This is a genomic window from Streptomyces sp. NPDC001544 (assembly GCF_042894285.1).
Lineage (GTDB): Bacteria > Actinomycetota > Actinomycetes > Streptomycetales > Streptomycetaceae > Streptomyces.
On record NZ_JBIAVN010000019.1, the window covers coordinates 101,874 to 115,060 of the forward strand.

Here is a 13,187-nt window from a genome sequence, read left to right on the forward strand (position 1 = left end):
CGGCTGTCCGTGAGGGCACCCGACCCGCCGTCCGTGACCCGTGTCCGGTACGGGACAATCGAGTCTGGACCAACCCACGGGGAGGAACCGTGTCCGGATTCGTAGAAAAGCCCGAGCCGATCCAGGTTCCGGGTCTGGTGCACCTGCACACCGGCAAGGTGCGCGAGCTGTACCAGAACGAGGCGGGCGACCTCGTGATGGTCGCCAGCGACCGCATGTCCGCCTACGACTGGGTGCTGCCCACCGAGATCCCGGACAAGGGACGCATCCTCACCCAGCTCTCCCTGTGGTGGTTCGACAAGCTCGCCGACCTCGTACCCAGCCATGTGCTGAGCACCGAGCTGCCCGCCGGCGCGCCCGCCGACTGGGAGGGCCGCACCCTGGTCTGCAAGGCGCTGAGCATGGTCCCGGTCGAGTGCGTGGCCCGCGGCTACCTCACCGGCTCCGGCCTGGCCGAGTACCGGGAGTCCCGTACGGTCTGCGGCCTCGCCCTCCCCGAAGGCCTGGTCGACGGCTCCGAGCTGCCCGCCCCGATCTTCACCCCGGCCACCAAGGCCGCGGTCGGCGACCACGACGAGAACGTCTCCTACGAGGAGGTCGCGCGCAAGGTCGGCGCCGACACCGCCGCCCGGCTGCGCCAGGCCACCCTCGCCGTGTACGCCCGCGGCCGTGACATCGCCCGCGACCGCGGGATCGTCCTGGCCGACACGAAGTTCGAGTTCGGCTTCGACGGCGACACGCTGGTCCTCGCCGACGAGGTCCTCACCCCGGACTCCTCCCGTTTCTGGCCGGCCGACCAGTGGCAGCCGGGCCGCGCGCAGCCGTCGTACGACAAGCAGTTCGTCCGCGACTGGCTGACCTCCGCCGAGTCCGGCTGGGACCGCAAGGGCGAGCAGCCCCCGCCGGCGCTGCCGCAGCAGGTGGTGGAGGCGACCCGGGGGAAGTACGTGGAGGCGTACGAGAGGCTGACGGGCGTCCGCTGGTCGTAGGAACGGCGAAGGCCCCCGGTGGGAACCGGGGGCCTTCGCACTGGAGCGGACGACGAGGCTCGAACTCGCGACCTCAACCTTGGCAAGGTTGCGCTCTACCAACTGAGCTACGTCCGCATTGCGCCGTGGCGCGAGAGCAACTATACCCAACCTCGCTCCCGCGCGAGACGCACCGCCGTGTGCCGGTTCTCCGCCCCGAGCTTCGTCGCGGCCGAGGAGAGGTAGTTCCGCACCGTCCCCGGGGACAGCGCGGCCCGCTCCGCGATCTCCGCGACCGGTGCCCCGTCGGCGGCCAGCTCCAGCACCTCCGCCTCCCGCGCGGTCAGCGGCGAGTCCCCAGCGGAGATCGCGTCGGCGGCCAACTCCGGGTCGACGTAGCGGTTTCCGCCGTGCACGGTACGGATGATCTCCGCGAGCCGCTGCGCGCTGACCGTCTTCGGCACGAACCCGCGCACACCCGCGGCGAGGGCCCGTTTCAGATGGCCGGGACGCCCGTGACCGGTGACGATCAGTACCCGGCAGCCGGGCAGTTCGGTGCGCAGGGCTGTGGCGACCTTCACACCGTCGGCGCCCGGCATCTGCAGGTCCAGGACCGCCACGTCGGGTGCGTGCGCCCGTGCCATGGCCAGCGCCTCCGGCCCGCTCGCCGCCTCCGCCACCACGAGGAGGTCGTCCTCCAGGGAGAGCAGCGCGGCCAGCGCACCGCGGATGAGGTGCTCGTCGTCGGCGAGCAGCAGACGTACCGGAGCACTCATGACGCGACCTCACTCATACCGGCCACACCGGCCAAGGGCACCTCCGCGACCAACCTGAACCGGTCAGCCCCGACCGGCCCCGCCTCCAACGAGCCGTCGACCGCCGCCAGCCGTTCCCGCAGCCCGGCGAGCCCCGAGCCGCCGCTCCCGCCGGGGCCGGCGACCCCGTCGTTCTCGACCGTCAGCACCACAGACCCCTCCCGTAGCCGCAGCCCCACCGTGCACCGCCCCGCGTCCCCGTGCCGCAGCACGTTGGTCGCCGCCTCCCGCACCACCCAGCCGAGCGCGGACTGCACCTCGGAGGGCAGCCCGTCGGCGTCCCCGGTGATCTCGCAGTCGATCCCTGCCGCCGTCAACACGCCCTTCGCACCATCGAGTTCGATTCCGAGATCGGCCTCGCGGTAGCCCCGTACGACGTCCCGCACCTCCCGCTGGGACTCCTGGGCGATGCGCTGGACCTCGATCATCTGCTCCACCGCCTCGGGCCGCCCGCGCCGGGCCAGCTGCACGGCCAGCTCGCTCTTCAGGGAGATGACGGACAGGTTCCGCCCGAGGACGTCGTGCAGGTCCCGCCCGAACCGCAGCCGCTCCTCGGCGACGGCGAGCCGGGCCCTGGTCTCGCGGGCCTCGTCGAGTTCGTAGACGGCGTTGAGCAGCCAGACGGAGAAGAGGCAGGTGGTGGCGAGGGATCCGGCGCCGATGAGCACCACGAACGCCGTGACCACCACTTCGGCCAGGGGCGCACCGAACGGGAACGACGCCGTGCTCGCGCCGAACGCGGCTCCGAGCACGGTCGCGAACACGCGCCGCCGCCTGCGCACACCCAGCGCCATGGTGCCCGCGCCGAAGGTCAGGATCCCCGCGAAGACCGTGCCGACGGCGGTGGCCATGCCCGGTCCCCCGGGCTGGTACCTCTTCAGTCCGAGAGCGACGTTCGCCAGCACGAAGGTGAGGGTGGCGAGCACCCACAACAGGCGTATCGGCCGGCCGCGCCGGCCGCGGGTCCAGTCCAGCGCCCGGGATGCGGTCACGCCGCCGGTCACCGCGTGGAGGGCGACCATGGCCATCAGCCAGCCCGCAATGCGCGCATTCACCTGTCCGAACACCGGCAGCCCGATCGCCGCGACCTCGATCACGGCGAAGAGGTGCAACGACCAGCGGGTGTAGGTCTCGACCTTCTCCGGCGTGCTCTTGCGCCGCCACCAGCCGGCGGGCCTGCCCGTGTCCCCTGTGCCCCGCATGTTCCGTCCCCCTGGGTCACCGCCGCGGTTCCCAGCGGAACCGCCGCCCTACAGCAAACACCGCCACGACGGTCCAGGCCAGCGCGGTCGCCAGGGCGCCCAGTGCGTCGTACGCGCTCAGCTCGCCGGTCCAGCCGGCCCGGACCAGCCGGGCCGCCGGGGACAGCGGGAGGAGTTCGCAGACGGAGACGAGGCGGTCGGGCATGACCTCCGTCGGGATCGCGAAGCCCGAGCCCATCATGGAGACGAGCACCAGCGGCAGTGCGGTCACCTGGGCGCTCTCGGCGGTCCTGGTGAAGGAGGCGGTGAGCGCCGCGAGCGCTGCGGACAGCACCAGGCCCAGCAGCAGCCCCAGGACGGTCAGATACGGCGCCTTTGGGGCCCCGGTGTCCAGGAGCACCGTGCAGGTCGCGGCCAGCAGCAGCGACTGGGCGAGGCCGAGACCGACGGCTGGCAGGGCGGTGCCGGTGAGGATCTCGGCGTCACCGAGTTCGCCGGTGCGCAGCCGTTTGAGGACGAGTTCCTCCCGGCGCGCGACGAAGGCGCTCACCAGGGGGGTGTACACGGCGAAGAGGAAGGAGAAGCCGATCGCGGCGGTGAGCATCACCGTGCCGGCGGTCAGCCCCTCGGCCTTGAGGTCGATCCGGTCGATCGCCCGCCGCACGCTGAACGGCAGCGCGAGCGGGACTAGCAGCGCCGTGACGACCGCACTGCGGTTGCGGCCCAGCAGGGTGAGCTCGGCCCGTGCGAGGGCGCGCAGCCGCCGGGCGGTCGGGGTGAGGGCCAGGGTGCTCATGCGACGACCTCCAGGTCCCGCGCGATGGACAGGAACGCCTCTTCCAGCGAGGCCGAGCGCACATCGAGTCCGTGCAGTTCGACCCCGGTCCGCTCGGCCCACAGCAGCAACGCGGTGGCCGTGCGCTGCAGCTCCCGGGTGCGCAGCCGCACGTCCCGGCCGGTCAGCTCGTGTCCGCACACCCCCAGTTGGGCGAGCGGCGGCAGGTCTCCGAGGAAGTAGCCCTCGGGGAGCCGGAAGGAGATCCGCGCAGGCCGGCCGGCGGTCACCTCGTCCGGTGTGCCGGCGGCCGCGATGCGCCCCTCGTGCAGGATCGCGAGCCGGTCGGCGAGGCCCTCGGCCTCCTCCAGGTAGTGCGTGGTCAGCAGCACGGTGGTGCCGCTCTCGCCGAGGGCCCGCACCAACTCCCAGGTGTCCCGGCGCCCTTCGACGTCGAGCCCGGTCGTCGGCTCGTCCAGGAACAGCACCTCGGGCTCGCCGAGCAGGGCCAGCGCGAGGTCCAGTCGGCGTCGCTCACCCCCGGAGAGCTGCTTCACCCGCACCCCGGCCTTCCCGGCCAGCCCCACCAGGCCCAGGGCCTCCGACTCGGGGCGGGCCCCGCTGGTGCACCCCGCCCACATCCGGGCGGTCTCGGCGACGGTCAGCTCGGAGGGGAAGCCGCCCTCCTGGAGCATCACGCCGGTGCGCGGCCGTACGGCCGCCCGTTCCCGCCAGGGGTCGTGGCCGAGGACGCGCACCCGGCCCCCGGCCGGTGCCGCGAGCCCCTCCAGCAGTTCGACCGTCGAGGTCTTGCCCGCACCGTTGGTGCCGAGCAGTGCGAAGACCTCTCCACGGGCCACGGAGAAGCTGATTCCGCGTACCGCCTCGAACCCGCCCCCGTATACCCGCCGGAGGTCGGTGACCTCGATCACGTTCTCGTGTTCGCCGCTGTTCATGCCTTCAGCGTCCCGGCGACCAGGAGGCGGCGGCAGTGCGCGGTGTCATGGTCCGGCGTGACAAATGTCAGCAGCCCGGGGGAACGAAAAAACCCCGGCCGTATGACCGGGGCTTCCCTGGAGCGGACGACGAGGCTCGAACTCGCGACCTCAACCTTGGCAAGGTTGCGCTCTACCAACTGAGCTACGTCCGCACTGCTCCCGACCGGCTCCCACCGATCGGTGCGAGCACCAGCCTACCTGATCCACAAGCTGATCAGGACCGGCGGTGCAGAGCGGGTGACAGGAATTGCACACTGCGCCTTCCCCCTGGAAGGGGGATGTTCTGCTACTGAACTACACCCGCATGTACTCCGTCGGGCTCGGGCCTTTCGGCCTCGCCCTTCGGCGTGCTCCAGACATTAGCTGAACAACAGGGGGGTTGCGCAAGTCGGTTCCCCTCGGGGGTGCCCGACACCCAACGCGGCTGCCCCCAGGGCCCGCTGACGGACCCTGAGGGCTCACCCCTCGCGGGCGGACTCACTGTGCCGCGCTGAACGCCTCGTAGACCTTCTTGGGGATACGGCCGCGCGCGGGCACGTCCATCTTGTTCGCCTGGGCCCAGGCGCGGACCGCCGCGGGGTCGGGGGCGACCTCCGTCTGGCGGTACGCCTTGCCCGACCTCGACCGCTTGCGGCCGGCCGTCACGTAGGGCTCGAGGGCCTTACGCAGTTTCTTGGCATTGACCTGGTTCAGGTCGATCTCGTACGACTTGCCGTCGAGTCCGAAGGCGATCGTTTCCGCCGCTTCCGAGCCGTCGATGTCGTCAAAGAGAGTGACCACGACCTTCTGCGCCACGAATATCGGTCCCTTCGTGCGACACCTCTCCGGTGATGACGTGCCGAGACGTCCGGAAGATGTCGACTGTCCGCCTGTTATTGGGCAAAGTATCGGCTATTGCCAATTCATTTGTACAGTGCGCGGCATTGGAAAGTGAAGCCCGGCTAAATCCGTCCGCGTGTCCGGGGGCAATACGGTTCGCCGGACGATCCGGTAACTTTCCCAGAATTTTTCACGGTGTACCCCGTTCGACACCGGACCGTGATGCCGCTCACGTAGGTTCCTACAACTCTACCCGCGTAGAAATTTTGTGCGGGTAGTCTGAAGGAACCTGCTCAGCACCACACACCGGGAGTGCCAGTGGCACGCGTCGTAGTCGACGTCATGCTCAAGCCGGAGATCCTCGACCCCCAGGGCCAGGCGGTGCAGCGCGCACTGCCGCGCCTGGGTTTCGACGGCATCTCCGACGTACGTCAGGGAAAGCGATTCGAACTGGAAGTTGACGGGCCGGTCGACGAGGCCGCGCTCGCCCGCATTCACGATCTTGCCGAATCCTTCCTCGCCAACACCGTGATCGAGGACTTCACCGTCAAGGTGGAGGAAGTCGCGGAGGCCGCGAAGTGACCGCTCGTATTGGCGTCGTCACTTTCCCGGGCAGTCTGGACGACCGGGACACCCAGCGGGCGATCCGCCTCGCCGGTGCGGAGCCGGTCGCGCTGTGGCACAAGGACAAGGCCCTCAAGCAGGTCGACGCCGTGGTGCTGTGCGGAGGTTTCTCCTACGGCGACTATCTGCGCGCCGGCGCCATCGCCCGCTTCTCGCCGGTGATGGAGCCCCTCATCGAACAGGCGAAGGCCGGCCTGCCGGTCCTCGGCATCTGCAACGGCTTCCAGATCCTCACCGAGGCCCATCTGCTGCCCGGCGCGATGCTCGGCAACGACCACCTCCACTTCATCTGCCGCGACCAGAAGCTGCGGGTGGAGAACGCGGAGACCTCCTGGACCACCGACTACCGCGCCGGCCAGGAGATCCACATCCCGCTGAAGAACATGGACGGCCGGTACGTCGCCGACGCGTACACGCTGGAGAAGCTGGAGGCGGAGGGCCGGGTCGCCTTCCGCTACCTGGACTTCAACCCGAACGGCTCGCTCAACGACATCGCCGGCATCACCAACGAGGCGGGCAACGTCGTCGGCCTCATGCCGCACCCCGAGCACGCCGTCGAGCCGCTGATCGGTACCGGCCGTACCGACGGCCTCCCCTTCTTCACGTCGATCCTCAAGAAGCTGGTGGGCGCATGAGCCGGACGCCTCTGGACACGGTCGAGCACGCGGCCGCGACCCCCGACGTCGAGCTGCCCTGGGCCGAACTCGGCCTGAAGAAGGACGAGTACGAGCGGGTGGTGGAGATCCTCGGCCGCCGCCCGACCGGCGCCGAACTCGCCATGTACTCGGTCATGTGGTCCGAGCACTGCTCGTACAAGTCCTCCAAGGTCCACCTGCGCCAGTTCGGCGAGAAGGCCCCCCGGTCCGACGCCCTCCTCGTCGGCATCGGCGAGAACGCCGGTGTCGTCGACGTCGGCCAGGGCTACGCGGTCACCTTCAAGGTCGAGTCGCACAACCACCCCTCCTACGTCGAGCCCTACCAGGGCGCGGCCACGGGCGTCGGCGGCATCGTCCGCGACATCATCGCCATGGGCGCCCGCCCGGTCGCCGTGGTCGACCCGCTGCGGTTCGGCGCCGCCGACCACCCCGACACCAAGCGGGTGCTCCCCGGAGTCGTCGCGGGCATCGGCGGCTACGGCAACTGCCTGGGCCTGCCGAACATCGGCGGCGAGGTCGTCTTCGACGCCTGCTACCAGGGCAACCCGCTGGTCAACGCCGGTGCCATCGGTGTGATGCGGCACGAGGACATCCACCTCGCGAAGGCGTCCGGCGCCGGCAACAAGGTCATCCTCTACGGGGCCCGGACCGGCGGCGACGGTATCGGCGGCGCGTCGATCCTGGCCTCCGAGACCTTCGACGACGCGAAGCCGAGCAAGCGCCCCGCCGTCCAGGTCGGCGACCCCTTCCAGGAGAAGCTCCTCATCGAGTGCACCCTGGAGGCCTTCAAGGAGAAGCTGGTCGTCGGCATCCAGGACCTCGGCGCGGCCGGCCTGTCCTGCGCCACGTCCGAGCTGGCCTCCAACGGCTCCGGCGGCATGCGCGTCACCCTGGACGACGTACCGCTGCGCGACTCCACGCTCTCGCCCGAGGAGATCCTCATGAGCGAGTCGCAGGAACGCATGTGCGCGGTGGTGGAGCCGGCGAAGGTCGACCGGTTCCTGGAGATCTGCGAGAAGTGGGACGTCATCGCCACCGTCATCGGTGAGGTGACCGACGGCGACCGCCTGGAGATCTACTGGCACGGCGGCAAGATCGTCGACGTCGACCCGCGCACGGTCGCGCACGAGGGCCCGGTCTACGAGCGCCCCTACGCCCGCCCGTCCTGGCAGGACGAGCTGCAGGCCGACGACGCGAACAAGCTGCCCCGGCCGGCGACGAGCGAGGAGCTGAAGGACCAGGTCCTGAAGCTGGTCGGCTCGCCCAACCAGGCCTCCAAGAAGTGGATCACCTCGCAGTACGACCACTTCGTGCAGGGCAACACCGTCCTCGCCCAGCCCGAGGACTCCGGCATGATCCGCGTCGACGAGGAGACCGGCCTCGGCGTCGCGATCGCCACCGACGGCAACGGCCGGTACGCCAAGCTCGACCCGTACGCGGGGGCGCAGCTCGCCCTCGCCGAGGCCTACCGCAACGTCGCCACCACCGGCGCCAAGCCGCTGGCCGTCTCCGACTGCCTGAACTTCGGCTCGCCCGAGGACCCGGCGGTCATGTGGCAGTTCGCCGAGGCGGTACGCGGTCTCGCGGACGGCTGCCAGCAGCTCGGCACCCCGGTGACCGGCGGCAACGTCTCGCTCTACAACCAGACGGGCGAGGTGGCCATCCACCCGACGCCGGTGGTCGCGGTGCTCGGCGTGATCGACGACGTCGCCCGCCGCACGCCGGTCGCCTTCCAGGAGGAGGGCCAACTGCTCTACCTCCTCGGCGACACCCGTGAGGAGTTCGGCGGCTCGGCCTGGTCGCAGGTGGTCCACGACCACCTCGGCGGTCTGCCCCCGAAGGTCGACCTGGAGCGGGAGCGCCTGCTCGCCGAGATCCTGATCTCCGCCTCGCGCGACGGCATGATCGACTCCGCGCACGACCTGTCCGACGGCGGTCTGATCCAGGCGGTCGTGGAGTCGGCGCTGCTCGGCGGCAAGGGCGCCCGTCTGATCGTCCCCGACGGTCTGGACGCCTTCACCTTCCTCCTCTCCGAGTCAGCGGGCCGTGCGATCGTCGCCGTGCCGCGCTCGGAGGAGGTCCGCTTCAACGACATGTGCGGCGCGCGGGGCCTGCCGGCCACCCGCATCGGTGTGGTCGACGGAGACTCCGTCGAGGTGCAGGGCGAGTTCGCGCTCACCCTGGAGGAGCTGCGCACCGCCCACGAGGGGACCATCCCGGCCCTGCTGGCCTGAGTCCCCGCGGGGTTCCGCGAAGTCCCGCTCTTTCGAAGCCCCCGCCCGGGTCACCGGGTGGGGGCTTCGGCATGTGTGCGCGGGTTCGAAGTACTGCTTGCACGTGATTACGTAGTTCCGTAATCTCATAGCCGTGGAACTCGAACAACGCGTCGCGGACCTCGAACGCAGGCTGGCGGCGCTGGAGGACGCGCAACGCGCCGCCCCGCAACTGGACGCGAGCGACTTCTGGGCCCTGAACGGGCTCAAGGAGCAGCTGGCCCAGCTCGGAGCGGCCGACGGAGGCGTCCTGTTCACGGGGGCCGTACGGCTGCCGACCGGGGAGCGCTACGACTGGCAGCACGGCGCGCTCACCGACGAGCTTCTGGACGACGACTGGACCCGCGTCGCCGAGCCGCTCGCCGCCCTCGGTCACCCGGTACGGCTGCGGCTGCTCCGCGAGATCCTCGGCGGCCGGCGCACCGCGGCCGAGCTCGCCGAGCTGGACGAGGTCGGCACGACCGGCCAGATCTACCACCACCTGCGCCAGCTCTCCGCCGCCGGCTGGCTGCACACGACCGCACGCGGCCGCTACGCGGTACCGGCGGGACGGGTGGTGCCGCTGCTCGTCGCACTGTCCGCGGCCCGGTCCTGACCGGGCCGACGCCGACACCGAGCGCCAACACCGACAGGGGGAACCATGACCGCACGGACCGTCCGCAAACTGATCGCCGTCGCCTACCGGCTTCTGCAGCTCGTCTTCCTCGGTCTCGTGGCCGCCCACTCGTTACTCGACCTCGGGTATCCGTGGTGGTGGAACTTCGGACCGCTCGTCCTCGCCTACGCCCTGGTCGCCGCGGGCCGTCGGTGGGGCGGTGCCCCGGACCGCCCGCGCGTGGCCCGTGAACCCGTCGAGGTCGTCCCGCCCGTGACGGGCCGCTGGTCCGCGCTGAACAGCCCGGCCGACCGCACGCCGAGCCACGGCACGCACGCCTACGGCCAGACGTTCGCCATCGACGTCGTCGCCGAGCCCGAGCCGGGTGACCGCCCGCGCTTTCGCGTGCTGTGGCCGCTCGCCCGGCGCAGCAGCGCCTTTCCCGCCTTCGGTGCCCCGCTGCTCGCAGTGGCCGACGCCACCGTCGTACGGGCCACCGACGACCAGCGCGACCACCTCAGCCGCACGTCGCTGCCCGCACTGCTGTACCTCACGTTCCTGGAGGCGTCCGTGCGCGACCTGTTCGGCGTCAGGCGGATCGTCGGCAACCACGTCGTGCTGGACCTCGGCGACGGCACCTACGCGCTGTACGCGCACGTCCGGCGCGGCTCCCTCACCGTCCGGGAGGGCGACCGGGTGCACGCCGGACAGACCCTCGCGGCGTGCGGGAACTCCGGCAACTCGACCGAGCCGCACCTGCACTTCCAGTTGATGGACGGCCCCGACCCGGACACCGCCCGCGGTGTCCCCTTCACCTGGCGCGGCATCGGCGTCCCCCGCAACAGCGAGGTGTTCGAGGCGCCCACGACCGCGTCGCAGCCCACATAGGCTGCCGTCATGCCCACGGCCAAGAAGCGCACCCGGACGTACGACCCCGTCAGGACCCGCACCGCGGTACTCGGCCAGCTCGCCCATGTACGGGAAGCCGTCCGCGGCCTCACGCCCGAGCAGCTCGCCCTCCCCACCCGGCTCGGCGGGTGGACCGTACGGGAGCTGGTCGCGCACATCGGGATGGCGCTCACGGCCATCGAGCGGTCCCTCGCCCTCCCCGAGCCGGAGAAGCAGGACACCGCCCTCGTCGCATGGCCGTTCGCGACCTCCGCCAACGCCTCGGCCATCGACGAGTTCACCCGGCGGCTCGCCGAGCGGCACCCCGACCTCGACACGTACCTCGCCGGTATCGAGCGGAACCTCGTCGAGCAGCTCGACACACACCCCGGGACCCGCCTGCTGCAGACCAGCGCGGGCGTCCTGCCCCTCGCCGACTACCTGGTCACCCGCGCCGTCGAACTCGTCGTCCACACCGACGACCTCAACGCCGCGGTGCCCGGCCTGGAAGTGCCGTACGAGCGTCAGGCCCTCGCCGCCGCCACCCGGCTCCTCGCCGACGCGCTCGCCGTGAAGGCGCCCGGCGGCTCCACCGAGGTGCGGATCCCGCCGTACGCCGTCGTGCAGTGCGTCGAAGGGCCCCGGCACACCCGCGGCACCCCGCCCAACGTCGTCGAGACCGACCCGCTGACCTGGATCCGGCTCGCCACCGGGCGGCTGGCCTGGGCGGACGCCCTGGCGCGGGCCGAGGTCAGCGCCAGTGGGGAGCGGGCCGACCTGGGGGAAGTGCTGCCGCTGATGGCGTGACGGACACCCGAATGATGTGCGACACCTCACTCACGCATGGGGGCAAAGGGAGCCGCAGCGACCCTGCCACGGCCCCCCGGTGACCGGACGGCACTGTGCAACACGGCGCTGACCTGCGGGGACGCAGAAACCGGCGAGACGATCACCAGTGCGTGATCACTTACCGCCCACTGTCCCCAATTCGGACCAGTGGTCGACCTCGCCTACACTCGGGAACGTGCCACGTGGTGACGGTCGACTCAATCACGATCTGCTTCCCGGCGAGAAGGGCCCCCAGGACGCCTGCGGCGTCTTCGGTGTCTGGGCTCCGGGCGAAGAGGTCGCAAAGCTCACTTACTTCGGGCTCTACGCCCTCCAGCACCGGGGTCAGGAATCCGCGGGAATCGCGGTCAGCAACGGCTCCCAGATCCTCGTCTTCAAGGACATGGGCCTGGTCTCCCAGGTCTTCGACGAGACCTCGCTCGGTTCGCTCCAGGGTCACATCGCGGTCGGACACGCCCGCTACTCGACCACCGGCGCCTCCGTGTGGGAGAACGCCCAGCCGACGTTCCGGGCCACCGCGCACGGTTCGATCGCGCTCGGCCACAACGGCAACCTGGTCAACACGGCGCAGCTCGCCGAGATGGTCGCCGACCTGCCGAAGGACACCAACGGGCGGTCCACACGGGTCGCGGCCACCAACGACACCGATCTGCTCACCGCGCTCCTCGCGGCCCAGGTCGACGAGGACGGCAAGCCGCTGACCATCGAGGAGGCCGCCCACGCGGTCCTGCCGAAGGTGCGCGGCGCGTTCTCCCTCGTCTTCATGGACGAGCACACCCTCTACGCGGCCCGCGACCCGCAGGGCATCCGCCCGCTGGTCCTCGGCCGCCTGGAGCGCGGCTGGGTCGTCGCCTCGGAGTCCGCCGCCCTCGACATCACCGGCGCCAGCTTCGTCCGGGAGATCGAGCCCGGCGAGTTCGTCGCCATCGACGAGAACGGCCTGCGCTCCTCCCGGTTCGCGGAAGCGAAGCCCAAGGGCTGTGTCTTCGAGTACGTGTACCTGGCCCGCCCCGACACCGACATCGCCGGCCGGAACGTCTACCTCTCCCGCGTGGAGATGGGCCGCCGACTGGCGAAGGAAGCCCCCGCCGAGGCCGACCTGGTCATAGCGACCCCGGAGTCCGGCACGCCCGCCGCGATCGGTTACGCGGAGGCCAGCGGCATCCCGTTCGGCTCGGGCCTGGTGAAGAACGCCTACGTGGGCCGGACCTTCATCCAGCCCTCGCAGACCATCCGCCAGCTCGGCATCCGGCTGAAGCTGAACCCGCTGAAGGAAGTCATCAAGGGCAAGCGCCTGGTCGTCGTCGACGACTCGATCGTCCGCGGCAACACCCAGCGCGCCCTGGTGCGCATGCTCCGCGAGGCGGGCGCGGCCGAGGTCCACATCCGGATCTCCTCGCCGCCCGTGAAGTGGCCGTGCTTCTTCGGCATCGACTTCGCCACCCGCGCCGAGCTCATCGCCAACGGCATGACCATCGACGAGATCGGCACCTCCCTGGGCGCCGACTCCCTGGCGTACATCTCCATCGACGGCATGATCGAGGCGACCACCATCGCCAAGCCGAACCTGTGCCGCGCCTGCTTCGACGGCGAGTACCCGATGGAGCTCCCGGACCCCGAGCTGCTCGGCAAGCAGCTCCTGGAGACCGAGCTCGCGGCCGGTCCGGCGGCCACGGCCGCGTCCGACGCCATCCGCCGTCCGTAGACGGCCCCTGCTGTCCCTTC

General features: G+C 70.8%; 13 protein-coding genes and 3 tRNA genes. 8 read left to right on the forward strand and 8 right to left on the reverse strand.

Annotated elements, in window-relative coordinates; genetic code table 11:
- The first annotated feature begins 89 nt into the window (after positions 1 to 89).
- Positions 90 to 989, forward strand: a complete 900-nt coding sequence (locus ACFY0F_RS33570) for a phosphoribosylaminoimidazolesuccinocarboxamide synthase (protein ID WP_388802914.1) — start codon at positions 90 to 92, stop codon at positions 987 to 989.
- Positions 990 to 1,030: 41 nt separating this feature from the next.
- Here the strand turns inward: ACFY0F_RS33570 and ACFY0F_RS33575 are convergent.
- The 8 genes from ACFY0F_RS33575 to ACFY0F_RS33610 form a co-directional block, all read right to left on the reverse strand.
- Positions 1,031 to 1,106: transfer RNA gene (locus tag ACFY0F_RS33575), tRNA-Gly, on the reverse strand.
- Positions 1,107 to 1,129: 23 nt separating this feature from the next.
- Entirely contained in the window at positions 1,130 to 1,744 is a 615-nt protein-coding gene (locus ACFY0F_RS33580) for a response regulator (RefSeq protein WP_388802917.1), read from the reverse strand.
- Positions 1,741 to 2,985: a sensor histidine kinase gene (locus ACFY0F_RS33585; RefSeq protein ID WP_388802920.1), complete on the reverse strand. Its 1,245-nt coding sequence runs from the start codon at positions 2,983 to 2,985 to the stop codon at positions 1,741 to 1,743. Before ACFY0F_RS33585 ends, ACFY0F_RS33580 begins: the two co-directional genes overlap by 4 nt.
- A 16-nt stretch (positions 2,986 to 3,001) precedes the next feature.
- Positions 3,002 to 3,781, reverse strand: a complete 780-nt coding sequence (locus ACFY0F_RS33590; protein WP_388802923.1) for an ABC transporter permease — start codon at positions 3,779 to 3,781, stop codon at positions 3,002 to 3,004.
- Complete coding sequence (locus tag ACFY0F_RS33595) at positions 3,778 to 4,716, reverse strand: ABC transporter ATP-binding protein (RefSeq protein WP_388802926.1); 939 nt, start codon at positions 4,714 to 4,716, stop codon at positions 3,778 to 3,780. Before ACFY0F_RS33595 ends, ACFY0F_RS33590 begins: the two co-directional genes overlap by 4 nt.
- A gap of 118 nt (positions 4,717 to 4,834) precedes the next feature.
- Positions 4,835 to 4,910, reverse strand: a tRNA-Gly gene (locus ACFY0F_RS33600).
- A gap of 80 nt (positions 4,911 to 4,990) precedes the next feature.
- Positions 4,991 to 5,062 (reverse strand) — tRNA-Gly (locus ACFY0F_RS33605).
- A 173-nt stretch (positions 5,063 to 5,235) separates the two neighbouring features.
- Positions 5,236 to 5,553: an Lsr2 family protein gene (locus ACFY0F_RS33610; RefSeq protein WP_388802929.1), complete on the reverse strand. Its 318-nt coding sequence runs from the start codon at positions 5,551 to 5,553 to the stop codon at positions 5,236 to 5,238.
- Positions 5,554 to 5,895: 342 nt separating this feature from the next.
- Here ACFY0F_RS33610 and purS point away from each other — a divergent pair, with 342 nt between their 5' ends.
- The 7 genes from purS (at position 5,896) to purF (ending at position 13,167) form a co-directional block, all read left to right on the forward strand.
- Positions 5,896 to 6,159 carry a phosphoribosylformylglycinamidine synthase subunit PurS gene (gene purS, locus ACFY0F_RS33615; RefSeq protein ID WP_007383088.1) on the forward strand — a complete coding sequence of 88 codons (264 nt, stop codon included), beginning with the start codon at positions 5,896 to 5,898 and terminating at the stop codon, positions 6,157 to 6,159.
- Positions 6,156 to 6,836, forward strand: coding sequence for a phosphoribosylformylglycinamidine synthase subunit PurQ (gene purQ, locus ACFY0F_RS33620; RefSeq protein WP_388802934.1), 681 nt, complete (start codon positions 6,156 to 6,158; stop codon positions 6,834 to 6,836). Before purS ends, purQ begins: the two co-directional genes overlap by 4 nt.
- Complete coding sequence (purL, locus tag ACFY0F_RS33625) at positions 6,833 to 9,091, forward strand: phosphoribosylformylglycinamidine synthase subunit PurL (RefSeq protein ID WP_388802937.1); 2,259 nt, start codon at positions 6,833 to 6,835, stop codon at positions 9,089 to 9,091. The genes purQ and purL overlap by 4 nt, the downstream gene beginning before the upstream one ends.
- Positions 9,092 to 9,224: 133 nt before the next feature.
- Positions 9,225 to 9,725 (forward strand): ArsR/SmtB family transcription factor, encoded by a 501-nt coding sequence (locus ACFY0F_RS33630; RefSeq protein ID WP_388802940.1) that lies wholly within the window; start codon positions 9,225 to 9,227, stop codon positions 9,723 to 9,725.
- Positions 9,726 to 9,770: 45 nt separating this feature from the next.
- Entirely contained in the window at positions 9,771 to 10,613 is an 843-nt protein-coding gene (locus ACFY0F_RS33635) for a M23 family metallopeptidase (protein ID WP_388802943.1), read from the forward strand.
- 9 nt (positions 10,614 to 10,622) lie between these two features.
- On the forward strand, positions 10,623 to 11,420 hold the full coding sequence (locus tag ACFY0F_RS33640; protein WP_388802946.1) for a sterol carrier family protein: 798 nt from the start codon (positions 10,623 to 10,625) through the stop codon (positions 11,418 to 11,420).
- A gap of 217 nt (positions 11,421 to 11,637) precedes the next feature.
- On the forward strand, positions 11,638 to 13,167 hold the full coding sequence (purF, locus tag ACFY0F_RS33645; RefSeq protein WP_388802949.1) for an amidophosphoribosyltransferase: 1,530 nt from the start codon (positions 11,638 to 11,640) through the stop codon (positions 13,165 to 13,167).
- Positions 13,168 to 13,187 lie beyond the last annotated feature (20 nt).